This is a genomic window from Larkinella terrae (assembly GCF_009668025.1).
Classification (GTDB): domain Bacteria; phylum Bacteroidota; class Bacteroidia; order Cytophagales; family Spirosomataceae; genus Larkinella; species Larkinella terrae.
In genome coordinates, this window is sequence record NZ_WJXZ01000007.1 from 66,184 (window position 1) to 91,026 (window position 24,843).

Genomic DNA, 24,843 nt, shown 5'->3' on the forward strand with positions numbered 1-24,843 from the left:
GAAATGTGTTTTTGGTAGGGCGGTTTTGCCTTATCGGAACGGGTCTCAATTATGAAAACACAAGTAACCAAAGAATTACTGTTCAACTACTTCGCCGGCCGGACAACGGCTTTTCAGAAGCAGTTGATTGACGAATGGGCCAAAGATACAGACAACCGGGAACAGTTTTTTATGTGGCTGGAAATCTGGGAAAGCCAGAATCCGCAATACGTGGCCGACGTGCAGACCGCGCTCAGTCGGCACCAGAACCGGATGGCCAACAGCATAGAAGAGGAGTCGTCGGAGGATGCGGATGGGCCGAATGAGCGGGTTTGGGGTCGTCAGAACTGGTTTAAGTGGGTCGCAGCTGCGTCGGTCGCCCTGCTGCTATCGGCGGGCTGGGTTTATCGCGATGATATGCTGAACGAAAAATACGCCACGGCTTACGGCGAAACCCGCCGGGTAACACTGGCCGATGGCAGCGAAGTAACCCTCAACGCCAACTCCACGCTGAAAGTGCCCCGGTTTGGCTTCGGCTACAACACCCGCGACGTTGCGCTGGTGGGCGAGGCTTCGTTCTCCGTAACGCATACTACAGACGATCAGCGTTTTGTGGTCAAAACCGGGCATAATTTCGAAGTGGTCGTGCTCGGAACCGAGTTTACGGTGTATAACCGCGAACGGGGCGGCAAGGTCGTGCTGAACAAAGGAAAAGTGCAACTCCGGTATCAGGAAGGCAAAGCGCCCCGGCAGTTGATGATGAAACCGGGCGACCTCGTAACGCTCAACCGCCGGAGCGGCCACGCCCAGCTCCGCCAGCTCAGTCAGCCCGAAAACGTATCGGCCTGGCGCGAAAACCGCTTTGTGTTCGAAGAAACGACCCTCGAGGAAATTGCGCATTTATTCAAGGAAAACTACGGCCTGATTCTGGAAATCGCCGATCCGAAACTGGCTAAATGGACCGTTTCGGGCTCATTTACCGCCCGCAACGCCGAAGAATTGCTGGAGTCGCTGATGGAAGGCGCGGCCCTCACCTACAAACGAACCGGTAAACACATTGTCATTACGAATCCCGCCAGCAATCCCTAACCCGTCAAATTCTGCTTACTAACCCATTATTTCTTACCACCATGAGAAAAGAAATACCTATCCTGTTCATTCTGCTGCTGGGCGTTGTCAGGCCCGGCGTTGCCCAGATGCTGGCCAAGGCGCAAACCACCAGCCGCCAGCCGGTTTCGACCCGGGCCGAAAACCGCCAGTTGAAAGAAACCCTCCGCGAACTGAAAAATTACTACAAGGTAGACCTGCTGTTTTTCGACCGGATTGTGGACGGCTACGTGGTTTCGGCGGACGCCATTCGCTGGGATGACCGGCTGGAAGCCAATCTGGAAACAGTTTTGAAACCGTTCGGGCTGGGGTATAAAAAAGCGAAAAACGGCGGGTATGTCATTACCGCCAAAGAACCGCAGCGGAGGACGGAGCCGATTCAGAGCCGATTTCCCGAAGCCGGTTCCAGCCACCAAATCGAAAACCGACTCGCCCCCGAAGGAGCGCTGACGACTGCGCCGAACGCTATTGTGGCCGAAAAACCGGTCGTTGCCGACATCACTATTCAGGGAAAAGTTACCGACGGTGCCAAAGGTGATGAGTTGCCGGGGGTGAGCATCGTATTGAAAGGATCGACGCGGGGCACGACCACTGATGTAACCGGAAGTTATAAACTAGTTATTCCGGGACCGGATGCGGTGCTGGTGTTCAGTTTTGTCGGTTACGAACCACAGGAAGTGCTGGTGGGCGGTCGGACGGACATCAACGTCAGCCTGAAACCGGACATCAAAGCCTTGAGCGAAGTGGTGGTTGTGGGGTACGGCGTTCAAAAGAAAACCTCGGTGACAGCGGCCGTTTCGACCTTAAAAGGTACCGAGATTGCGTCCGTTCCGGTTACTAACCTGAGCAACGGGCTGGGCGGTCGGCTGCCGGGCGTCATTGTCAAACAGGCTTCCGGCGAACCCGGTCGCGATGGCTCCAGCATTTTTGTGCGCGGGATTTCGTCGACGGGTAACAACCAGCCGCTGCTGATCGTGGACGGTATTCCGCGTAATTTCCAGCAACTCGACCCCAATACGATTGAAACCTTTACGGTTCTGAAAGATGCCGCAGCGGTGGCGCCTTACGGAGTGGCCGGGGCCAACGGCGTCGTGCTGGTGACGACCAAGCGCGGAAAAACCGGTACGCCTTCGCTGTCGTACAACGCCTATGTCGGTTTTCAGAATCCGACAGTAATGCCTGATTATCTGTATGGTTACGATTTTGCCATGCTGAAAAATGCGGCTGCCAAATACGCCGGTTTGCCCGAACCGTACTCCGCCGATGCGTTACAGAAATTCAGGGACGGTTCCGATAATGATTCGTATCCGGCCAACAATTATGTAAAGGAAATCGTCAACCGCAACGCTATTATCACGACGCACAACATTGAGCTTTCGGGCGGGGCCGAGCGGATCAAATACTACGCCAGCCTAGGCTATCAGTATCAGGCCGGGATGTGGCCGTCGACCAACAACAAACGCTACAATCTGGCGATGAATCTGGATGCGCAGGCCACCAAAACCACCAAGATCTCGTTTGGTCTGAACGGTCGGATTCAGAAGGCCCAATATCCGTCCATCGGAACCCCGCGGCTTTTTGAATTGATTGCCTATTCCCACCTGCAAAACGGCCCGCTCTTTTTCAGCAACGGCATGAACGGTACCTACATCACCGGCAGCATTTACAACAGCGGTTATCAGAAAACCAATACCACCGCCTTGTATTCGCAACTGTCGGTCGAGCAGGAGATCCCGTTCATTCCGGGGCTGGTTGCCAAAGGAACGATTGCCTACGATCCAACCATGATCATGGATAAAATCTGGACGGCGCCGGTTCACCTCGCTACGATCAATACGACCACAAAAGTGATCACCGACGGGATTTTCGGTCAGGCCAAAGCATCCCTGAATCAGAATTACAACCAGACACAACAACTGACCTACCAGGCCAGCCTGAATTACATGCGGTCGTTTGGCAAGAGCAGCGTGGGTGCGCTGGCGGTTTTTGAAGCCAAAGCCAACGACGCACTCGTGCTGGGTGCGTCCCGCCGGAACTACAACCTGGGCATCGACGAGATCGACATGGGGAGTTCGAGCAATGCCGACATGACCACCACCGGAACGTCCAGTTTCGGTCGGCAAATGGGTCTGGTCTACCGCGTTACGTACGATTACGCCGATAAATACCTGCTGGAAGCCAGCGGTCGCTACGACGGCAGTTACTATTTCGCGCCCGAAAACCGCTTCGGTTTTTTCCCCGCGTTTTCGCTCGGCTGGCGGTTGTCGGAAGAAAATTTCATGAAGGAGAACGTTCGCTGGGTCGACAACCTGAAACTGCGCGGATCGTACGGGGAAGTAGGTGCGCTGGCGGGGAGTGCCTTCCAGTTCATGAGTACCTACAGCGTGGCGGGTCCGGCCTACGTGATCGGCGGCAACGCGGTGCAGGCCATTCGCGAACGCAACGAGCCGAATCCGAACATTACGTGGGAACGCGCCAAGAAAACCGATGTCGGTATCGAAGGAACGTTCTGGAAAGGGTTGCTGAATATTGAAGCCGATTATTTCTACGAAAAACGCTCCAACATGCTGGTCAATCCGGACGTGATCGTTCCCGCCGAATACGGAATTGGTCTGAGCCAGGTCAACGCCGGGATCATGCAGAATCAGGGCATTGATTTGTCCATCGGCTCGTCGCACCGGTTTTCGCAGGACCTGCGCGTATCGCTCAACGGAAACTTTACCTACGCCAAAAACAAGCTGCTGCAGGTGTTTGAAGCCGGAGCCACCTACAACAACCTGAACCGTCGGCTGACCGGAAAACCGCTCGGCACGCAGTTTGGTTTCCAGGCACTGGGCCTGTTCCAGACGACGGATTTTGACGAAACCGGTAAGCTGAAACCGGGGATTGCGGTGCAGCCCTGGGGCGCGGTTCAACCGGGCGACATCCGGTATCAGGACATGAACAACGACGGCAAAATCAACGACGACGACCTGACCCGGATCGGCGACGCCGTGGCGACTCCGCGCATTATTTACGGTATTGCTCCCACCGTTCAGTACAAGGGTTTTACGCTGGACATTCTGTTCCAGGGCGCGGCCAAAACCAACTTCTATTACACCGGCAGCGCGGCCTGGGCGTTCAGCAACGGCATGGGTGCGGTCCGCGAAACGCTGGATTACTGGACCCCGGAAAATCCGAATGCGACCTATCCGCGCATCACCAACGCCCCGACAACCAACAACACGCAGGTCTCCTCATTCTGGATCGGCGACGCCAGCTACCTGCGGCTGAAGAGCGCGACCCTGTCGTATTCGCTGCCGTCGGTCATCACGCAAAAGGTTAAAATTCAGAACGCCCGAGTCTATGTTTCCGGACAAAACATCCTGACCTGGACCAAGTTGCGGAATTTTGATCCTGAAATCACCCAGACCAATGCCTGGAGTTATCCGCAGCAAAAAGTGATGTCAGTCGGCTTAAATGTTACGTTCTAATCCCTGCAAAACGATACCCACATGAACCTGCACAGGCTTACTACATTGAACACCCGGATCGTTCTGTTGATCCTGACATTGGGAGTCTTTTCCTGTAAAGATTTCCTGGAAGTACAACCCCGGGACCAGATTTCGGACACGGCCGTCTGGACTGATACCGGTACGGCGGATCTCTTTCTGAACAACGTGTATTCGGGAATTGCGGGGCCGTTCAACGGCTTCGATCCCTGGGAGAATTTCACGGACAACGCCATGAACGGCGTCAATGGGCTTCCCAGCCGGGTTTTGTATTCGCCCTCGGTCTACACCGCCAGCAACGCGCCCAACTGGTGGGGGCAGTACGCCAATATTCGCCGGGCCAATTTATTCATCGAGAAAGTAACCGCTTCCACCTTTCCGGATACCTGGAAAAAGCCCAAAATCGCGGAGGCCCGGTTTTTACGCGCCTACTTTTACCAGTTGCTCTGGACGGCCCACGGCGGGGTGCCCATCATCACCAACACGCTGAACCAGAACGCCCAGGGCGACGCCATTTTCCGGGCGCGCAACACCGATGAGGAAACCTATAAATTCATTGTCGATGAGTGTGCCGCGATTGTCGACGACCTGCCGCTCAAGGCCGAAGCGGGCCGGGTTTCCAAAGCTTCGGCGCTGACACTGAAAGGCTTTTGTGAACTGTTCTGGGCCAGTCCGCTGAAGAATACTACCAACGACAAAGCCCGTTGGGCGCTGGCGGCTGCCACCAACAAGAAAGTAATTGACCTGGGCTCTCACAGTCTGTTTTCCAATTACGAAACCCAGTTTTACGAGGACAACAACAACAATGTGGAAGTGATTTTTGCCAAACAATACCTCGGCGGCACCGCGCTCGGCAGCGGAAAAGAAGGTTTGTGGGGCCCCTGGATGGTGGGCGGGGTGCAAAAAGCCTACGGGGGCGTCGATCCGACGCAGGAACTGGTGGACGAATATTCGATGGCCAACGGTTTACCGATCACGGACCCGGCTTCGGGCTACGATCCCCAGAATCCGTACGCCAACCGGGAAAAGCGGTTTTATCAGTCGATTGTGTACGACGGATCGATCTGGGTGGGCGCAGAAATGGTGATGAAACAGGGCGTCGGTAGTCGGAATGCGACCGATTTGAGTAATACCAACGAAGCCACCAATACCGGCTATTACCTGCGGAAAACGCTCAACCCGAAATACACCGTAAATGGTAACAACCTGTTGAACAGTGGCAGTTTTATTATCTATCGCTATGCGGAGGTGTTACTCAGTTATGCCGAAGCACAAAATGAAGCCGTTGGCCCCGATGCGTCGGTGTACGCGGCCGTCAACCAGGTGCGGACGCGGTCGGAACTGCCCGGCCTGAAAACCGGCCTGACCCAGGCCGAGATGCGGGTGGCCATTCAGCGGGAGCGTCGGGTCGAGCTGGCGTTTGAAGAACGGCGCTGGTTTGACCTGATCCGGCTGAAACTGGCGGAAAAGAACCTGAACGGAACGTTGCACGCCATGAAAATCGAGCTGGTGGGCGGTAAACCGGTTTACACCGTCATTCCGGCGCCGGAAGGTGCCAAAACGTTCTACGCCAACAAGAATTACCTGCTGCCCATTCCGCAGTCGGCCATGAACCAGAACACGAAGCTTACCCAAAACCCGAATTACTGACCCGATGGGAATACCATTCAGAAATACGCATAAGTGGTTTATTTACAGTTTGATGGCAACGCTGCTGGGTGCCGTTCCGGGTTGCCAGAAGTCAACGACGAATTCGGCTATTTCGCCCGAAGAAGCCCTCACGACGTTTGAACTCGAACCCGGTTTTCAAATCGAACTGGTCGCCAGCGAACCGCAGGTGGCCGATCCGGTGGCGATGGAAATTGACGAAAACGGGCGGTTTTATGTGGTGGAAATGCACGGTTATCCGCTCGACAAAACCGGTACCGGAAAAATTAAACTGCTGACCGACAAGGACGGCGACGGGCGGATGGACGAGAGTACGGTTTTTGCCGAAGATCTGGTGTTGCCGACCGGCATCATGCGCTGGAAAAAAGGGGTGCTGGTAACCGACGCGCCCAATGTGTATTACCTGGAAGACACCGACGGCGACGGAAAATCGGACGTGCGCGATACGGTTTTGACCGGTTTTGCTTTATCAAATCCGCAGCACAACGTCAACAGTCCGCTGCTGGGACTCGACAACTGGATTTACCTGGCCCACGAGTCGGCCGTTACGGCGCAGGTATTCAAGGAAGAGTTCGGCGACCGGGGCAGCGACATCATGTATCCCAAGCGCCCCGACGGTATCCGCTTGCCTGATAATGCCAGTGGTCGCAGCGTCCGGTTTCGGCCAGATCGCTACGAACTGGAACCGGTAGCGGGCAATACGCAGTTTGGTCATTCGTTCGATGCCTGGGGAAACCGCCTGCTGGTCAGCAACGCCAACCACGCTTTTCATGAAGTCATCACGACGCCGTACCTGAAACGCAATCCGGACCTGCTGGTTTCTAACGTCTCGCAGTCAATTTCGGATCACGGAAATGCCGCCGAGGTGTTCCCGATTACCAAAAATCCGCAACTTCAACTACTTACCGATGTGGGCGTGATTACCTCAGCCTGCGGCATAACGCATTACCTCGGTGGCGCTTTCCCGGCGAAATACGACAGCATTACGTTCGTAGCCGAACCCGTCAGCAACCTGGTTCACTTCGATAAAATTACCGACAAAGGAGCCACGTTTACGGCCAGCCGGGTGCATCCTGGAAAAGAGTTTCTGGCGTCGACGGATGCCTGGTTCCGGCCGGTGAACATGTACGTCGGGCCGGACGGTGCGTTGTATGTTGTTGATTATTACCGCCAGATTGTTGAACACCCGGAGTGGATGTCCGAAGAGGTGACCAAATCCGGAGCGTTGTACAACGGCACGGAACAGGGTCGGATTTACCGCATCACGCCTACCGGCAGCAAACCCGCAACCTGGGGAAAAGACCTGCTCGGAAAAGCGACGACTGCGGAACTGATCGAAAAACTGGCTGACCGGAATGTCTGGTGGCGTCGGAATGCCCAACGGCTTTTGCTCGATCGCGCAACTGCTCAGGATGTTAACGCGCTGGAAGCAATGGCCCGGAATCCGGCCAAACCGCTCGGGCGGCTGCACGCCCTCTGGACACTCGAAGGACTCGGCAAACTCCGCCCGGACTTGATCACGGCGGCCCTGAAAGATCCCGTAGCGGGCGTACGGACGAACGCGATCAAGCTGGCGGAAATCCACCTGGAAACCGCTCCGACGCTGGTGCCGTCCTTACTGGCATTGCAGTCCGACGCCGATCCCAAAGTGCGTTTTCAGTTGCTTTGTACGCTCGGTTTTGTTGACAACGCTGAAGCTTCGGCTGTCCGACAAAAGCTGCTGTTTGCCGACGTCGATGATCCGTGGGTGCAAATTGCCGCATTGTCGGCGCCGTCTTCGCAAAAAGGCGATTTGCTCAATGCGGTTTTGGCTCGCTACAAATCCAACGATCCGGCCTACGGTTCGCTGGTCGAACGGCTCAGCGCGATGGCCGGAGCGAGTCAGCCCGCGAAAACCATCAACCAACTGCTTCAAAAAGCCACTGCACCGGTTTCGGAAGAAAAAAATACCTGGCAGGCTTCATTGATCAAAGGCGTTGCGCAGGGGCTGAAACGCCGGAACAATACGCTGGATTCCAATTTTCAGGCGGAACAGGAACTACTGATCCGTGCCTTTTTCGACCATCCGGCGGCCTCGGTTCGCTCGGCCTGTCTGCAGGTTTTGCAGGTAACCGGTCTTCCGGAAACCGCCCAGACGACGGCGGCTTGGCAGCGGGCGGTGCAAACGGCAGGAGACGCCAGACAGTCGCCGGAGAAACGCTCGGAAGCCATCGGTTTTCTGGCCATGCGCGATGCCAAACCGCAGGCTCCGCTCCTGAAAAAGCTGATTGCGCCCAGCGAACCGCTCTCCGTTCAGGTGGCGGCTTTGCAGGCCCTCGGTTCGATTCCCGACGAAACCGTGAGCGAGTACGTCCTGCAAAAGTGGCCGGTCATGACGCCGGATATCCGCCAACCCGCTATTGCTACCTTTTTTACGTCTTCGGAAAAAGCCCGGCCACTGCGCATCAAACTGCTGCTGGATGCCGTCGAGAAAGGAATCATCGACCAGAACAGCATCGGCTGGCCTCGAACCGTGGGGCTGATGGCGAATTCGGACCCGGACCTGCGCAACCGCGCCCGGGTACTGCTGACGAAGCGCGACAAACAACGGGATGAGGTGATCAAACAGTATCAGCCCGCGCTGGAGCTATCCGCGACGGCCGAAAAAGGAGCACTGGTTTTCCAGCAAAACTGCGCACTTTGTCACCAGATCGGTAGCACGGGCGGCATTGCTTTCGGGCCGGATCTGGCGACCATCCGAAACCGGCGTCCGGCGTCCATCATGGGCGACATCCTGAACCCGAATCTGTCCATAGCCGATGGCTATGACCTGTGGACCATCACGCTAAAAAACGGCGAAACGCTTCAGGGCCTGATCTCGACCGAAACCCCGACCGCGCTGACCCTGCTCAACCAGGGCGGACAGGAAACCACCATTTCCCGCCAGGACATCGAGTCGTTGAAAGCCATGAACATGTCGGCCATGACCGCCGGTCTTGAAAAACAGATCAATCCGCAGCAAATGGCTGATCTACTGGCGTATATCAAACAGGCGAAATAAGATTTCGGTATACGGTTTTCAGTTCATGGTAGGAAGTAACCCGTTCGTTATTCGCTGTTCAATATTCGTTATTCGATATTTTAAAATGGATGCGTCTCCTACCATAAACTGAATACCTTAAACCGAAAACTAAGCTCTTTATGCAAACCCGGAGACGACTGTTTTTTTTGGCACTGCTGCTCAGTTTATCCCTGAGTGGTTGGGCGGCTACCGGTTTTCGGGCGGCTGTCGTGAAGGTGGATATCACACCGGAAGGTCACCAGATGTTGCTGGGGTACGGCGCCCGAAAATCCACCGGGGTGAACGACCGGATTTACCACCGGATCGTGGTGCTGGACGATGGTAAAACGCAGTTTGTTCTTGTGTCGTCGGACATTTGCGTGATGTCGCCCGCCGAATACGACCGGGTGGCGGCCCGCCTGAAAAAGCAGTTGGGAATCGATCCCGTCAATTTCTGGTGGAACCTGACCCACACGCATTCGGCTCCCGAACTGGGCCCGCCCGGTTTGCCCGCCCTATTTATGGCGAACCGCTACGAGCATCAATTTGACTCGGATTACGCGGAAGTTACCGAAAAGAAGCTTCTCGACGGCATTGCCGAAGCCCGGAAGAAACTCGTTCCGGCCCGGCTGGGCGTGGGCTGGGGATTGTCGCAGGCCAACATCAACCGCCGGGCGAAGGACATCGACGGCAAAGCGTATCTGGGCATGGACCCCGATGGCGCGGTCGACCGGCGGATTGGCGTGCTCCGACTCGACAGGGAGGATGGCAGCCCGATAGCTTTGATTGCCAACTACGCCATTCACGGCACGGTTTTGAGTGGGGAAAACCTGCAAATCAGCGGGGATGCGCCCGGCGTTGTGGCCGACTATGTGGAGCAGAAACTGGGCGCTCCGATGCTGTTCATCAACGGCGCTGCGGGGAATATTGCCCCGATTTACAGCGGGTATCCAAACCCGAAAGCCGGAAGAATGAACCAGTTCCGGGTTTTGCTGGGTGATAAAATCCTCGCTGCGAACAAGTCGATAAGCGCCACAACAAATGACATTCGCCTGAAAACCGCCAGCCTGCTGATTGAAACGCCCCGAAAACCGAATCTGGGCTGGATCGACGAACTCAGGGACTATACCCGTACGACCAAAGCCGGGGTTAATATGGTGAAACTGCCCGTGCGGTTTTTGCAGATCAACGATGACATTGCGATCTGGAGCGCACCGCTTGAGCTGTTCTGTGAGGTTTCGAATGAAATCCGCGATCAGTCGCCGTATCCCTACACCTTTTACTTTGGCTACGGCAACGGCTGGCTGGGTTATTTATTGACCGAGGAAGAAATCAAACACGGCGGCTACGAGGTAACGGTTTCGCCCTTCACGCCCGAAGCCGCCAAAAATTTAACGCACGCCGTGACTAATCAGTTGCAGGGCAAAAAATAAGCATCATTTCCCGAAAACACCTGCCCTAACCCGATTCAACCATCTTTTTACACCTTGCTTATGTACTTTTCTCCTGAACCAGACACGACCGGTTTTTTCCGCAACCGATATTTTCTTTCAGCGACTGCCCTTTTTATTACGTTCCTCAACCTGTTGATTACCAGTCAGGTTACAGCATTTCCGGCCAATGAACCGAAAGCTACCGGTTTTCGGGCGGCTGTCGTGAAGGTGGACGTGACGCCCGAACGGCACCAGATGCTGCTGGGTTACGGCCCCCGCCTGTCCACGGGAATCAACGACCGGATTTACCACCGGATTACGGTGCTGGACGATGGCAAAACGCAGTTCGTGCTGGTGTCGTCGGATTTCGCCGTGGTTTCGCCCTCCGAATACGACAAAGTTGCGGCCAAACTGAAAAGCCAGCTGGGCATCAATCCGGTGAATTTCTGGTGGAACCTGACGCACACGCATTCGGCGCCCGAAGTGGGTCCTCCCGGTTTGCCGATTATCTTTCTGGGCGAGCGGTATAAACACCAGTTCGACACGGAATACACGGATATGGTGGAAAAAAAGCTCATCGATGGCGTAGCCGAAGCCCGCAAAAAACTCGAACCGGCGCGGCTGGGCGTGGGCTGGGGCCGGGCGCAGGCCAACATCAACCGCCGGGCGAAAGGCGTCGATGGCAAGGCGTTTCTGGGCATGGACCCCGACGGCCCGGTCGACCGCCGGATTGGCCTGATCCGGATTGACAAAGCCGACGGCAGCCCGATGGCGCTGATTGCCAACTATGCCATTCACGGCACGGTGATGGGGGGCGAATACACGCTCATCAGTGGCGATGCGCCGGGTGTTGTGGCCGAATACGTCGAGGAGAAACTGGGCGTTCCGATGTTGTTCATCAACGGCGCTGCGGGAAATATCGCTCCGATTTACAGCCAGTACGCCGACCACAAGCGCGGTCGTCTGCACCAGTTCAAGGTGTTGCTGGGCGATAAAATCATCGACGCCAACCAGTCGATCCGGGCGACCACGGATGATGTGACGCTGAAAGCCAGCGGATTAACGGTAGAGACGCCCCGAAAAGCGGGCCTGGGCTGGGTCGATTACCTGAGCGATTATACCCGCACGACCAAAGCGGGCGTCAACATGGTAAAACTGCCCGTGCGGTTTTTGCAAATCAATGACGACATTGCGATCTGGAGTGCCCCGCTCGAGCTGTTCTGTGAGATTTCGAATGAAATTCGCGACAAATCGCCCTATCCGTACACCTTTTATTTCGGCTACGGCAACGGCTGGTTGGGCTATCTGCTGACGGAAGAAGAGATCAAACACGAAGGCTATGAAGTAACGGTTTCGCCCTACACGCCCCAGGCCGCCAAAGACCTGACGGATGCCGTGGTTAATCAGTTGCAGGGTAAAAAATAATTTAAATCAGAACTGTATTCCTATGAAACTTAACCCCATTCTCCGCGCTTCAATTCTGTTTTCCGCTGTACTAAGTCTGTCGTTTTCGGGCGAAGTACCGCCATCAAAACCGGCACCCGAACCCATTAAATGGCCAGACGGCAAAAAAGTGGCCCTCAGCCTGAGCTTCGACGATGCGCGGTTGACCAACGTCGATAAAGGCACGGTTTTACTTGACCAATACGGTGTCAAAGCCACATTTTTCGTCGTGCCGTCTGCCGTAAAAAAACGCCTGGAAGGCTGGAAAAAAGCCGTTGCCAGCGGCCACGAAATGGGTAATCATTCGGTCAATCACCCGTGCAGCGGCAACTTCACGTGGTCGCGGGAAAAAGCGCTGGAAGATTACACCCCGGCGAAAATGCGGGCGGAACTGATCGAAGCCAACAAACAGGTGCAGGAACTGCTGGGCGTGAAACCGGAAGTGTTTGCGTATCCCTGCGGCCAGATGTTTATGAATCGCGGGAAAAATACGCAAAGCTATGTTCCCATTGTGGCCGATCTGTTTCTCAGTGGTCGTGGCTGGCGCAACGAAGCCCCCAACGACCCCGCGTATTGCGACATGGCACAGATTTACGGGATGGAAATGGACGGCAAGGATTTTGGCGAAATCAAGGAACTGATCGAAACCGCCCGCAAATCCGGCCAGTGGCTGGTGCTGGCGGGCCACGAAACGGCCGAATCCGGCAACCAGACCACGCGGCTGGCGATGCTGAAACAACTCTGCGAATACGCCAAAGACCCGGCCAACGGGGTCTGGATCGCGCCGATTGGAACGGTTTCCAAATACGTCCTGAAACAACGGAAATAGAGATGGTAAGTGGAATCAGCCTCCGGTTTTTAGCCGGAGGTCCTGATTTTCAGTTGCCTTTGATTCCAAACAATTAGCCGTTTTACTTTTTTTCCTCCCTTTTCGCGTGAATAACTTAGTCGGCCAAACTGTACGATATGCGGTTTTTATTGGCTTTACGGTACTTTTTCTGACGGCTTTTTTGGAAAAACCCGCCCTTCGCCGTTTCCGGAAAGCGGTTTTCGGCCAGACCGCCGATGGAAAAACCGCTCATCTTTTCACGCTCACCAACGCACACGGCATGGTGGTGAAAGTGAGCGATTTTGGTGGCATTATCACGTCCATCCGCGTTCCCGACCGGAACAACCAACCCGGCGACGTGGTGCTGGGATTCGATAGTTTGAGCCGCTATCTGTCCGGCCAGCCGTATCTGGGCGCGCTCCTGGGCCGTTACGGCAGCTTTATTGGCAACGGCCGGTTTTCCATTGACGGCAAAGACTACCCACTGGCGACCAACGCCGGAACCAATCACCTCCACGGTGGAAGGAGTGGTTTTGACAAGAAGCTCTGGCAGGCGGAGGAAGTCCGTTCCGGAAAAAAGGAGGCAGTTTTGCGGCTCACTTACACGAGTGCGGACGGCGAAGAAGGCTTTCCGGGCAGGCTGGACTGCCGGGTGACATATACGCTCACCGACCAAAATGAACTCCGCATCGACTACGAAGCCCGCACCGATCAGAAAACGCACGTCAATCTCACCCACCACAATTATTTCGATCTTTCGGCGGGGAAAAATCCGACGATTCTGTCGCACGAAATTTGGATCAATGCCGACCACTACGTGGTTATGGACCCCAAGATGGTGCCGACCGGCGAACTGCGCGAAGTGAAAAATACTCCATTGGATTTTACAAAAGCAACGGCCATCGGTTCGCGAATCGACCAGTTGCCGGGCGCTTACGACCATAATTATCAACTCAATCGATCTCCCGGCCACGCAATCCAGCTAGCGGCAACGGCGTATGAACCGGGAAGCGGTCGGTATCTGGCGGTTTTTACCACCGAACCGGGCCTTGAGCTGGCGACGGCCAACTGGCTGAACGGAACGCTGAGAGGCAAAGAAAACCGGATTTACGCCAAACAGTCCGGGTTTCTGCTGTATCCGCAACACCTGCCCGATTCGCCCAATCAACCGACCTTCCCCAGTACGCTCCTGAAACCCGGCGAAGTCTACCACCAGACGACGATCTACCAGTTTTCGGTAAAAAGCGCCCGCGTAAACCGCTGAAAATGCGCTGAAAAGAGTAGATCGGCACGGTTTGCAACTTCCGGTTTTGTGTCCTTACTTCTCCTTTATGCGGTTGCTGTCCATTTTACTCTTCCTTTTTTTTAGTGCCGAATCCCTTGTCCTGCAGGCTCAGCCGAGCGAAAAAAACAGCCTCTGGCACGGTTTCGACCGGGTCGATTTCACGCTCAACAACGTACCGGCGCGCTACGTAAAACCCCGGAAACCGCTGCCCGGCAATCCGTGGGTCTGGCGGGCGCACTTTCCCGACTGGCACGTTGAGATGGACAGTATGCTGCTCGAACGCGGTTTTCACATTGCCTACATCAACACGAACGATCTGTATGGCCACCCGAAAGCGATGATGATCTGGGATGATTTTTACCAGCACCTCGTCTCGGAAAAAGGATTTTCGCCCAAAGTCGCCCTCGAAGGCGTCAGTCGGGGCGGTTTATACGTGTACGGCTGGGCCAAACGCAACCCGGCCAAAGTCAGTTGCATTTATGCCGAAGCACCGGTTTGCGACTTCAAAAGCTGGCCGGGCGGCAAGGGAAAAAGCAAAGGCGACACTAAATCGTGGCAGCAGTTGCTGGCTGTCTACGGTTTTTCGGAGCAACAGGCGCTGGACTTTGACGACAATCCGATCGACCACCTGGAAGGGCTGGCGGCTTACAAAATTCCGGTTCTGCACGTCATCAGCCTGAAAGACAAGATTGTACCACCCGACGAAAACACTTTCCCGCTGATCGAAAAATACCAGAAACTGGGCGGACCGGCCACGGTTTATGCCATGTCGCGGGGAGCGCAAACGCTGGAGGGGCACCATTTCCCGATCGAACATCCGGACTGGTGGGCGGACTTCATTCAACAGCATTCGGTTCCGGTTCAAAAACCGCTCGACTCTAAATCGTACGTGCAAATCCGGGGTGGCTTGCCCAACTTCTTCCGGACCGCTACGGAACAGAAAAAGGCCACGGTGGCGTTTCTGGGCGGTTCCATCACGTTCAATCCCGGCTGGCGCGACAAGGTGAGCCAGTATTTGCGGGAGAAATTTCCGCAAACCGAGTTTACGTTCATCAAAGCCGGTATTCCGTCGCTGGGCAGTTTGCCGCATTCGTTCCGCGTTGAGCAGGACGTGCTGAGCAAGGGCAAAGTGGATCTGCTGTTTCTGGAAGCCGCCGTCAACGACCGCACGAATGCCACCGACAGCCTGACGCAGATTCGGGCAATGGAAGGCATTGTCCGGCACGCCCGGAAAGCCAATCCGGCCGTCGATGTGGTGTTGATGGAGTTTGCCGATCCCGACAAATTCGGTGATTTTCGGCAGGGAAAAAAACCGGTGGAACTGTTGAACCACGAGCAGGTAGCGGCCCATTACCAACTGCCTTCCCTCAATTTAGCGCGCGAAGTATATGACCGGATCGAAGCCGGAGAGTTTTCGGGGGAATACGATTTCAAGGATCTGCATCCGTCGCCGTTCGGGCAGGAACTCTATTTTCAGACGATGAAATACCTGCTCAACGCCAGTTGGCAAACCGCCGTGGCCTCCGCCGGAAAACCGGCAAAACCGCTGGCGACGATTGCTCCGCTGGAACGCAGCAGTTTTGTCAATGGCCGGTACGTGCCGATTGAGGAAGCCAAACTCGGCGATGGCTGGAAGCTGGTTGAAAACTGGAAACCGGCCGATGGCGTTTCGACCCGACCCGGTTTTGTCGATCGACCGATGCTCGAAGCCACCACGCCGGGCGCTACCTTGTCGCTGGATTTTACGGGAACCGCCGTCGGTCTGGCGATTATCTCGGGGCCGGACGCGGGCGAAGTGGAATATCGCATCGACAAAGGCCCGTACCAGAAAATGGACTTGCATACCCAGTGGAGCCATTCGCTGCATTTGCCCTGGTATAAGCTCTTTGCCAGTAATTTGCCGGATAAAAAGCACGTTTTGCAATTGCGGGTTGCAGCCACCAAACATCCCAAAAGCAAGGGAACCGCCTGCCGGATTGTTTATTTTTTAGCGAATTAAAGCTTCCATTAAGGTCGTTAATCCGATTTTACCTCAAAAACCGCCCGGACAACCGGGCGGTTTTTGAGGTAAAATGCAGAGCAGTACGCGTACTGAAATTAACGTTTCAGAATTTTCAGGGTGCGGTTTTGAGCAGGCGTACTAACCTGCAAGATCAGAATTCCTGCCGGTTGGTCCTGAACGGAAATCGTCTGTTGCTCAACGGCCTGGGCGGTTTTTACTTGCAACGCCTGAACAAAATTCCCCGCAGCATTCATCAGTCGGAGTTGTAACGGCTGGCCTGCCGCTCCCCGCACTTCCACCGCAAGCTGACTGCCCACTACCGGATTTCCCAACACCGTTACCTGCAAGTCTGAACCGGTGTCGGCCGATAAGCGAACCGGCGCGGGGGATGAACAGGTCAGCGGTTTTCCTGAATCTTTCAGCGCGTAGGTACTGCCCAGCACCCGGCCGTAAATAATCCGCGTAGTTCCGTCTTTCAACGCATTCGGAACTGTAAAACTGTAAGCGTGAGCGCCATTGCCCTTGCCCGCATTCTTCAGATCATCCCGGTAAATATTGGCGACGGTACTGCCCCAAACCATTCCGTCGGTGTAAAACTCAACGGTCACCGGCGTGTTGGGTTTGTTGCGATCCCAGACCCAGCCGCGAATCGTGCCGCATTCGACTTTGTCGAGATAGCCTTCAAAGCTACCCGTAACTGTCGTCGTGGAAGCCGGATTCACCGTCAGCGGGAAGCTCACCGAGTTGGTCAGCACGCCATCGTTTGCCGAGTACGCCAGCGTAAAAGTGCCCGATTCGACCGGTGTTCCCGAAATGATGCGGGTGTTCGGATTGATTGAGAGGCCGTTTGGCAAACCGCTCAGGGCGTAGGTGAGGGGTTGGCCTTCGGGATCGGTAAATGCCACCAGCGTTCCGGAGAAAGGCACGTTCACCTGCGCGGCCAGCGGAGCAATCAGGACCGTGGGCGATGGCGGAACGGGCGGTTTATTTTCCGGCGTTCCGGTTCCGACGCAGATTAGCGCCTTGGGTGAATCTTTCAGAATAAAACCGCTGTCCTTGATTCGGGCGGACAGGTTGTGCGATAAGCCATCTTTCAGACTTTCAGGAATCGGGAAGAAGAAGGCATGTTTGCCGTTGCCTTTTCCTGCGGTTTGCAGGTCCTGCCGGAACACATCCGCCAGTAGCATACCAATGACGTTGGGGCCGTCCAGAATTTCAACCGAAACGGCGCTATTGGGTTTATTGCGATCCCAGGCCCAGCCCCGGAAGGTGGAGCAGTCGGCGCCATAGACAAAACCGTCGAACGAACCGGTCGCCGTTGGGGGAGTAACCACTACCGTGAAGGTGGCCGGTGGACTAACGCAACTTCCCGCCGTGCAGGAGGCCGAGTAAACCAGTGTTCCGGTGACCGAAGTAGGAACGCTCAGGCTGGTGCCACTCCCTGAACCCGCACCCGACCAGGCAACTGTTCCCGAACAACCACTAGCCATCAAGCTGACAAAGGGCGTGTTTTGCAGCACCGAAACCGTACCCGGACTACCGGCAGGCACATTGGCCGTTATCGTCGGTGCTGTTGACGTATTGACCGTCAGACTGACCGAACTGGTGGCCGTTCCACCCCCGGTCGTGACGGTGAGCGTATACGATTGAACGCCCGTGCCGCTGCTGGTGAGTGTCTGACTGAAAGCCGCCGTGGTGGCCGTTCCCGACAGCGGACTCCCGACGCCGTTGGAGAGGGTATAGCTGTAACTGTCGGATGGGTTGCCGACCGTGGCCGTAAACGTGGCGGTTTGGCCGGGGCAGACTGGATTGGGACTGGCCGAGAACCCTGTCAGCGTGGGGGTTGGGCAGGCCAGCAACACCGAAACATTGCCAGCGGTTCGATTGGCGGTAACCACATCGGGTTTGCCATCACCATTGAGGTCGCTTACCGCTAGTGCGACCGGATCTACATTCAGGCCAACATCGAAGATTTTTGCTTCGCCAAAAGTGCCATCACCCTGGCCCGGCAGTGCGAGTAAATTGTCAAAGCTACTGTCAAGGATAAGCAGATCGTCTTTGCCATCGTCATTGAAATCAACAACGGCCGCATCCGCAATGCCACTCGTCAGGGTATAATTCATTGCAGTGTTAAATGTGCCATCGCCTTTATTGAGTAAAATCGAAAGCTTGCCACCGGGAGAAAGGATGACGGCCAGATCGGGTTTGGTATCGCCGTTGAAGTTGCCAATTGCAACCCGGTAGACGTATACATCGTTAGTAACCCCGGCAGCACGAAGATCATAGGGGGCGGCTGTGGCAAAGGTGCCATCACCGTTGTTGAGCAAAACCGAGACCTGATTACTCCTTGAATCGGCAGTCACCAGATCAGCATCATTGTCGCCATCAAAATCGCCAACGGCGATGTCGTGAGGCTCGTCGCCCACGGGGTAATTGGTGGCAAGGCCAAACGTACCATCACCGTTGCCCAGCAACACCGAAACATTGTCGGTTCCTATATTCGCAATGGCCAGATCAAGATTGCCGTCGTTGTTGAAGAAGCCGGCGACAATAGATTCAGGGAAAGTACCCACCGGATTATTGACCGCATCCTTAAACGTGCCATTGCCATTGCCCAGCAGGACCGATACCGTGTTACTGTTTGTATTGGCCGTGGCCAGATCGATCTGGCCATCACCATCAAAGTCGCCGGATGTGATGGCATCTGGGAAATTGCCCACCGCATAGTACGTAGGTGAGCCAAAGGTTCCATCCTCCTGCCGCAGCAACACTGAGATATTGTTACCGATTCTATTGCTTGTGGCTAAATCGGGTTTGTCGTCTTTATTGAAGTCTCCGACGACGACAGAATTCGGCCCATTACCGGCAGCAGTTGTGAAATAAGGCAGAAAACACTGACTAAAAGAGGGGGACGCTGCGAGCAAGCCAAGCAGCGTAAAAATGTGATAGAGTTTCTTCATGGGAATCGGGTTTGACAGGACAAGATTTAAGACATACGGATCTCTTTCAAGATAGCAAAATTCGCATCCAGTCGATCACAAAAGGGGCTGTAAGATAGGAGATTACCGGGAAGTTCGTAGTTGCTAATCAGTGTTGCCGTTTGACTCTGGCGGATTAATGGAACGGCATCGGGACCCTTTTTTACGTTGCTGTCGATAAAAAGCCTGTTCGGGTAAAAAAGGGTCCCAAATTGACTGGAAAATGGCCCTTGTTATTTTTGTGTTACGATTTGATTCCACCGGTATTGAACGGGTAAAATCCGGTGGTTGACGAGAACCGGACGGTTTTCAGCGGTTTCTTTCTACCTTGCCGATTCGAACGACACCCGTTGCGCTACCTTTATGAAGAAGATACTATTGACCGCTTTTGTAATGGCTTCCCTGATGGCTTGTAATTCCAACAACAACGGGCAGGAAAATACTGCCAGCAATACGGATTTCGCAAAAACCGTAGACGATTACTACGAAGAACGGCTGAAGTTGTTTCCCATCGAAGCGACTTATCAGGGCGATAACCGGTATAACGACCAGTTGCCGAACAGTAATTCGCAGGAGTTTCTCGACCGGACGAAGAATTTCTATGCTGAAAGTCTCAAAAAACTGACCGCTTTTGACCGGGAAAAACTGCCGGATCAGGACAAAATCTCGTACGACATTCTGAAACGGGAGCTGGAGCTGCAACTGGAGCAGTTCACGTATCACCTCGAATACGTCCCGTTTTCGCAGTTTGAGGGCCTGACGCTGACGTTCGGGCAACTGGGGAGCGGGGCCGGAGCGCAACCTTTCAAAACCGTCAAAGATTACGACGACTGGCTGAAACGGGTGTCGGCGTTCACGGTTTGGGGCGATTCGGCGATTGCGAATTTCCGGAAAGGAATGGCCGTCGGGATCGTCTGGCCCAAAAGCCTGGTCGTCAAGATGATTCCGCAGATGACCGATCTGGTCGTGACCGACGCCACCAAAAGCCTGTTTTACGGACCGATTACCAAACTGCCCGGGGATTTCAGCGAGGTGGACAAAAACCGCCTGACTTCGGCGTATAAAATAGCCATTCTGAACGAAATTGTGCCCACGTATAAAAAACTGGGTGATTTTCTGAAAAATGAATACCTGCCCAAAGCGCGCACCACTTCGGGCATCGACGCCGTGCCAAAGGGGCTGGAATTGTATCGGTACCTCGTGAAAACCTGGACGACGACGGACAAAACGCCGGAGGAAATTTACCAGACTGGTTTGCGGGAAGTGACCCGGATTCGGGGCGAAATGGAAAAAGTGAAAGCACAGGTAGGTTTCAAAGGGACGCTGAACGAGTTTTTCACCCACTTGAAAACCGATCCGAAGTTGTATCCCTACAAACAACCGAAGGAGGTGCTGGATGCCTTCAACGCCATTCTGGCGCGGATCGAGCCGAATCTGAAGAAAATGTTCACTAAAACGCCGAAGTCGAAATTCGAAATCCGGCAGACCGAGAAGTTCCGCGAAGCGTCGGCCAGCGCGGAGTACAATCCGGCCTCGGCGGATGGCAGTCGGCCCGGCATTTTCTACGTTCCGATTCCGGACGCCAAAAAATTCAACGTCACCTCGGGCATGGAATCGCTGTTTCTGCACGAAGCCATTCCGGGTCACCACTACCAGTTTTCGTTGCAGCAGGAAAATACCGATCTGCCCAAATTCCGGCGGTTTTCCTGGTACGGTGCCTACGGCGAAGGTTGGGCGTTGTACTGCGAGTCATTGGGGAAAGAGCTGGGCATTTACACCGATCCGTATCAGTACATGGGTGCGCTAAGTGACGAAATTCACCGGGCGATCCGGCTGGTGGTCGACGTGGCGATTCATACCAAACACATGACCCGCGAAGAGGCCATAAAGTACATGATGGACAACGAACCGATTGCGGAAGACGGCGCTGTGGCCGAAATCGAGCGCTACATGGCCATTCCGGCGCAGGCGCTGTCGTACAAAATCGGCGCCTTGAAAATTCGGGAACTGCGCACCAAATACGAGGCTCAACTGGGCGATAAATTTAACCTGGCGGCTTTCCACGACGAATTTCTGAAAGACGGCTGCATGCCGCTGGACGTTTTGGAACATAAAATGGATGCCTGGGCCGCGCGGCAGAAGGAATAGTTAAGGGCTGAAAATCAATAGAATGATACAAATTGGAAAAATAAATACCCTGGTCGCGTTGCGCGATACGAGCGTGGGGGTTTTTCTGGGCGACGATGAGGGAAATGACATTCTGCTGCCGAACAAATACGTCCCGGATTCGCTGCGGCTCGATGATGAGATCGATGTGTTTGTGTACACCGACTCCGAGGACCGGCTGATTGCGACCACGCTGACGCCGAAAATCAAGCGCAACGAGTTCGCGCGTTTGCAGGTGGTTTCTGTCACGAGCGTGGGGGCGTTTCTGGACTGGGGGCTCGAAAAGGATTTGCTGGTGCCCTACCGCGAACAAAGCCGCCCGATGGAAGTGGGTCGCTGGTACGTGATTTATCTGTACCTCGACCACGAAACCGACCGGCTGGTGGCTTCCAGCCGACTCAACCGGTTTCTGGATTCGCAGGTGCCTAATCTGGAAGAAGGCCAGGAGGTTTCGCTGCTGGCCTGGGAGCCCACCGACCTCGGCATTAACGTCATCATCAACAACCGCTACCGGGGGCTGGTTTACGCAAACGAAATTTTCCGGCAGGTCTACCCGGGCGATCGCATGACGGGCTACATCAAACAAATCCGCGACGACAACCGGATCGATGTCAGTCTGCAAAAACCGGGTTACGAACACGTCGAGCCCAACGCCCAGCGAATTCTGGCTGCGCTGAAAACACAAAAAGGGTTTCTGCCCCTCAACGATTACAGCGAACCGGATGCCATTTATCGGGAGCTGGAAATGAGCAAGAAAACGTTCAAAAAAGCCGTCGGAGCTTTATTCCGGGAGCGCAAAATCGTGATTAAGGAGGACGGTATTTACCTGGCGTGAGTTATTCAATCCAGTAGCACCCCATTCATCATTGGCAGGCAGGTACCGCGCCCGGTTTCGCTCCGTTTCGGCGGTTGATTGGCTGTTGTAACCGGTTTTCCAAAGCGATAGGTGAGGCTAAGGTTGAAAGGCGTGCCGCTTTTGTTGTAGTAAAGCCGGTTGTATTTGTCGCCCGGATACCACTATTTTAAACTTTAGTGCTTACCTTAAACCGGTTATTTCAGGCAACCAGGCATTCTATTCAATTAAGACAAAAGGGCCTTTCTATTATTCACTATCATCATCAAAACCCAAAAAAATGAGCAAGATTACAGTAAGTGACGGTACCGAAATTTACTACAAAGATTGGGGAACCGGACAACCGATTGTTTTTCACCACGGCTGGCCTTTGTCGGGCGACGATTGGGATGGACAAATGATGTTTTTCTTAAATCAGGGATTTCGGGTTATTGCGCACGATCGCAGGGGTCATGGAAGGTCTAGTCAAACGGCCGATGGGCATGATATGGATACCTATGCCGCTGATGTGGCGGAACTGACCAAAGCGCTTGATTTGAAAGATGCCATCCACGTTGGCCACTCAACCGGTGGTGGTGAAGTGATTCGCTACGTCGCGAAATATGACCAGGGACGCGTAGCCAAAGCTGTATTGGTCAGTGCGGTAACCCCGATCATGGCACAAACCGAAACGAATCCGGATGGCATTCCCATGTCGGTATTCGATGAAATACGGGAAAATACCGCGACCAACCGGCCCCAGTATTTTCAGGATTTTACCCTTCCATTTTATGGATACAACCGCGAAGGAGCAAAGGTATCGCAGGGAGTTCGGGATAACTGGTGGCGCCAGGGAATGATGGGCGGCATAAAAGCCCATCACGATTGCATCAAAGCTTTTTCACAAACCGATTTTACCGAAGATCTGAAAAGTGTGGACGTACCGGTATTGGTTTTGCACGGGGAAGATGATCAAATCGTTCCGTTTCCGCTTACCGGCGCCAGGGCGGTCAAACTGTTGAAAAATGGAAAACTTATTTCATATCCCGGTTTTCCGCATGGAATGCCAACGACCGAAGCGGCAACGATTAATGCCGATCTATTAGCTTTTTTTAAATCCTGATCGCGAAAAAGCATCAATCAGAATCAAAACCGTCAGCTTGTTGGCGGTTTTTTTATGAAACATAGGGGTGCCAACTAAACAATCCGACCTTTTCTAGGGCTGATTCACGATAACGTCAGACTGAATGAGCGGTAGCCGAACGATAAACCGCCGGTTCTCGGTGACGATTTCCGGGGTGGGCTGGTCGAGCTTCTGGTATTGGGCCAGAATGGTCGACAGGCCGACGCCATTTGACAGAATCGGTGAGCGCTTGCGTTGCAAATTGTTGCTCACCATCAGATACCCGGCTTCATCGGTCGCGATGTCGATTTGCAGCGGCTCGCTGGCCTGAACAATGTTGTGCTTGACGGCGTTCTCGACCAGCAACTGAAGCGTCAGCGGAGGCAATAAGCGGTTTTGGTACGCCGGACTGACCTGAATCTGCAGCTGTAAACCGTTGCCGTGACGGGTTTTAAGCAGGTGATAATACGATTCGATAAAGTGGAGTTCGCTGGACAGGGTGGTAACGGACTGGTCGCGCGTGGTGAGCAGATACCGGTACACCTGGCTGAGCTGATCGACAAACAGGCTGGCCCGCTCCTGATCGACGACGATCAGCGCCGACAACGAGTTGAGGCTGTTGAAGAGAAAATGCGGGTTGACCTGCGCCTGCAAGGCCCGCAGTTGAACGTTGGTTTTTTCCTGCTCCAGCCGGCGCATCGACAGTTCATTTTCCAGCCGTTCCTGCTTGATTTGTTCGGTTAACTGGGTCTGTTCCACCGCTTTAACGACGGCCATGTGGCGTTGGTAAAAGACCAGACAAAGCGAAAAACAGAGCAACTCCAGGATTCGCCCGCCCCAGAGAACCTGCCGTTGCAGATCGATCGACACGACATGGTCCGGAAAAGGCCAGCGGTGCAACAGCGCATAAATCAGGACATACAGCTCATTCAGGAGCATAAAAATACTGCCCATGATGAACGTCAGCCCGGTCGCGTGTCGTTTTTGGGCTGCAATCCCGATTCCGACGGCGCTGAGTCCGATCAGGAAACTCCAGTACAATCCCGAAACGATATGGCCTGCCAGGGACTGATACCAGTTTTCATCCATCGACAGCAGCAAAACCGTATCGAGCAAAACGAAAGCCGATAGCACGAACTGCCCCCAACGCCAGCGCTGCCGCGACGAAACGGGCCAGCTAACTCCGTTGAAAAGCAGGAAGATGAGCTCCAGCAGCAGGAGTTTGACCAGCCCCCGGTGCAATACGTGAATGACCAGATAACCCGCTTTCGTCAGGACGACGGTTTCGCCGAAGAGGGAAAAGAAAACCGACTGGGCGAACGAAATAAGCACCACCAGCGTGAAGAGTCCGTCGATCCAGGTCTGGGAAAAACTCCAGCGCACGGCGTTCAGCACCAGAATGGCGCTTACCGCTCCAAAGTAGAAAAACATGACGGTCTCGCCGGACATACGCAAACGGATCGGATT

General features: G+C 54.5%; 14 protein-coding genes. 12 read left to right on the plus strand and 2 right to left on the minus strand.

Features of this window, described 5'->3' with window-relative positions; translation table 11 throughout:
- The first annotated feature begins 51 nt into the window (after nt 1-51).
- From GJJ30_RS13155 to GJJ30_RS13195, 9 genes are all read left to right on the plus strand, one after another.
- The gene (locus GJJ30_RS13155; RefSeq protein ID WP_154175626.1) at nt 52-1,068 is read left to right on the plus strand and encodes a FecR family protein; all 1,017 of its coding nucleotides are present in this window, start codon (nt 52-54) and stop codon (nt 1,066-1,068) included.
- 41 nt (nt 1,069-1,109) lie between these two features.
- Nucleotides 1,110-4,559, plus strand: coding sequence for a SusC/RagA family TonB-linked outer membrane protein (locus tag GJJ30_RS13160; protein WP_154175627.1), 3,450 nt, complete (start codon nt 1,110-1,112; stop codon nt 4,557-4,559).
- 21 nt (nt 4,560-4,580) lie between these two features.
- Nucleotides 4,581-6,227 carry a RagB/SusD family nutrient uptake outer membrane protein gene (locus GJJ30_RS13165; protein ID WP_154175628.1) on the plus strand — a complete coding sequence of 549 codons (1,647 nt, stop codon included), beginning with the start codon at nt 4,581-4,583 and terminating at the stop codon, nt 6,225-6,227.
- A gap of 4 nt (nt 6,228-6,231) precedes the next feature.
- Nucleotides 6,232-9,285 (plus strand): PVC-type heme-binding CxxCH protein, encoded by a 3,054-nt coding sequence (locus tag GJJ30_RS13170; RefSeq protein WP_154175629.1) that lies wholly within the window; start codon nt 6,232-6,234, stop codon nt 9,283-9,285.
- 140 nt (nt 9,286-9,425) lie between these two features.
- Nucleotides 9,426-10,718 carry a neutral/alkaline non-lysosomal ceramidase N-terminal domain-containing protein gene (locus GJJ30_RS13175; protein WP_154175630.1) on the plus strand — a complete coding sequence of 431 codons (1,293 nt, stop codon included), beginning with the start codon at nt 9,426-9,428 and terminating at the stop codon, nt 10,716-10,718.
- A 60-nt stretch (nt 10,719-10,778) separates the two neighbouring features.
- On the plus strand, nt 10,779-12,143 hold the full coding sequence (locus GJJ30_RS13180; protein WP_154175631.1) for a neutral/alkaline non-lysosomal ceramidase N-terminal domain-containing protein: 1,365 nt from the start codon (nt 10,779-10,781) through the stop codon (nt 12,141-12,143).
- A 22-nt stretch (nt 12,144-12,165) separates the two neighbouring features.
- The gene (locus GJJ30_RS13185; protein WP_154175632.1) at nt 12,166-12,990 is read left to right on the plus strand and encodes a polysaccharide deacetylase family protein; all 825 of its coding nucleotides are present in this window, start codon (nt 12,166-12,168) and stop codon (nt 12,988-12,990) included.
- A gap of 106 nt (nt 12,991-13,096) precedes the next feature.
- Entirely contained in the window at nt 13,097-14,254 is a 1,158-nt protein-coding gene (locus GJJ30_RS13190) for an aldose epimerase family protein (protein ID WP_310588242.1), read from the plus strand.
- A 67-nt stretch (nt 14,255-14,321) separates the two neighbouring features.
- The gene (locus tag GJJ30_RS13195; RefSeq protein ID WP_154175633.1) at nt 14,322-16,274 is read left to right on the plus strand and encodes an SGNH/GDSL hydrolase family protein; all 1,953 of its coding nucleotides are present in this window, start codon (nt 14,322-14,324) and stop codon (nt 16,272-16,274) included.
- A gap of 98 nt (nt 16,275-16,372) precedes the next feature.
- On the opposite strand, the gene GJJ30_RS13200 is transcribed toward GJJ30_RS13195, so the two are convergent.
- Nucleotides 16,373-19,237: an FG-GAP-like repeat-containing protein gene (locus GJJ30_RS13200; RefSeq protein ID WP_154175634.1), complete on the minus strand. Its 2,865-nt coding sequence runs from the start codon at nt 19,235-19,237 to the stop codon at nt 16,373-16,375.
- 381 nt (nt 19,238-19,618) lie between these two features.
- On the opposite strand from GJJ30_RS13200, the gene GJJ30_RS13205 reads away from it, so the two are divergent.
- From GJJ30_RS13205 to GJJ30_RS13215, 3 genes are all read left to right on the plus strand, one after another.
- Nucleotides 19,619-21,403 (plus strand): DUF885 domain-containing protein, encoded by a 1,785-nt coding sequence (locus GJJ30_RS13205; protein WP_154175635.1) that lies wholly within the window; start codon nt 19,619-19,621, stop codon nt 21,401-21,403.
- 22 nt (nt 21,404-21,425) lie between these two features.
- The gene (locus GJJ30_RS13210) at nt 21,426-22,256 is read left to right on the plus strand and encodes a CvfB family protein (protein ID WP_154175636.1); all 831 of its coding nucleotides are present in this window, start codon (nt 21,426-21,428) and stop codon (nt 22,254-22,256) included.
- A 298-nt stretch (nt 22,257-22,554) separates the two neighbouring features.
- The gene (locus GJJ30_RS13215; RefSeq protein ID WP_154175637.1) at nt 22,555-23,376 is read left to right on the plus strand and encodes an alpha/beta fold hydrolase; all 822 of its coding nucleotides are present in this window, start codon (nt 22,555-22,557) and stop codon (nt 23,374-23,376) included.
- A 93-nt stretch (nt 23,377-23,469) separates the two neighbouring features.
- On the opposite strand, the gene GJJ30_RS13220 is transcribed toward GJJ30_RS13215, so the two are convergent.
- Complete coding sequence (locus GJJ30_RS13220) at nt 23,470-24,825, minus strand: sensor histidine kinase (protein ID WP_229313111.1); 1,356 nt, start codon at nt 24,823-24,825, stop codon at nt 23,470-23,472.
- Nucleotides 24,826-24,843 lie beyond the last annotated feature (18 nt).

What these genes read in the sequence shown, in the direction of transcription:
- GJJ30_RS13155 (WP_154175626.1), top strand. Translation starts at nt 52, where the DNA reads ATGAAAACACAAGTAACCAAAGAATTACTGTTCAACTACTTCGCCGGC.
- GJJ30_RS13160 (WP_154175627.1), top strand. Translation starts at nt 1,110, where the DNA reads ATGAGAAAAGAAATACCTATCCTGTTCATTCTGCTGCTGGGCGTTGTC.
- GJJ30_RS13165 (WP_154175628.1), top strand. Translation starts at nt 4,581, where the DNA reads ATGAACCTGCACAGGCTTACTACATTGAACACCCGGATCGTTCTGTTG.
- GJJ30_RS13170 (WP_154175629.1), top strand. Translation starts at nt 6,232, where the DNA reads ATGGGAATACCATTCAGAAATACGCATAAGTGGTTTATTTACAGTTTG.
- GJJ30_RS13175 (WP_154175630.1), top strand. Translation starts at nt 9,426, where the DNA reads ATGCAAACCCGGAGACGACTGTTTTTTTTGGCACTGCTGCTCAGTTTA.
- GJJ30_RS13180 (WP_154175631.1), top strand. Translation starts at nt 10,779, where the DNA reads ATGTACTTTTCTCCTGAACCAGACACGACCGGTTTTTTCCGCAACCGA.
- GJJ30_RS13185 (WP_154175632.1), top strand. Translation starts at nt 12,166, where the DNA reads ATGAAACTTAACCCCATTCTCCGCGCTTCAATTCTGTTTTCCGCTGTA.
- GJJ30_RS13195 (WP_154175633.1), top strand. Translation starts at nt 14,322, where the DNA reads ATGCGGTTGCTGTCCATTTTACTCTTCCTTTTTTTTAGTGCCGAATCC.
- GJJ30_RS13200 (WP_154175634.1), bottom strand. Translation starts at nt 19,237, where the DNA reads ATGAAGAAACTCTATCACATTTTTACGCTGCTTGGCTTGCTCGCAGCG.
- GJJ30_RS13205 (WP_154175635.1), top strand. Translation starts at nt 19,619, where the DNA reads ATGAAGAAGATACTATTGACCGCTTTTGTAATGGCTTCCCTGATGGCT.
- GJJ30_RS13210 (WP_154175636.1), top strand. Translation starts at nt 21,426, where the DNA reads ATGATACAAATTGGAAAAATAAATACCCTGGTCGCGTTGCGCGATACG.
- GJJ30_RS13215 (WP_154175637.1), top strand. Translation starts at nt 22,555, where the DNA reads ATGAGCAAGATTACAGTAAGTGACGGTACCGAAATTTACTACAAAGAT.
- GJJ30_RS13220 (WP_229313111.1), bottom strand. Translation starts at nt 24,825, where the DNA reads ATGTCCGGCGAGACCGTCATGTTTTTCTACTTTGGAGCGGTAAGCGCC.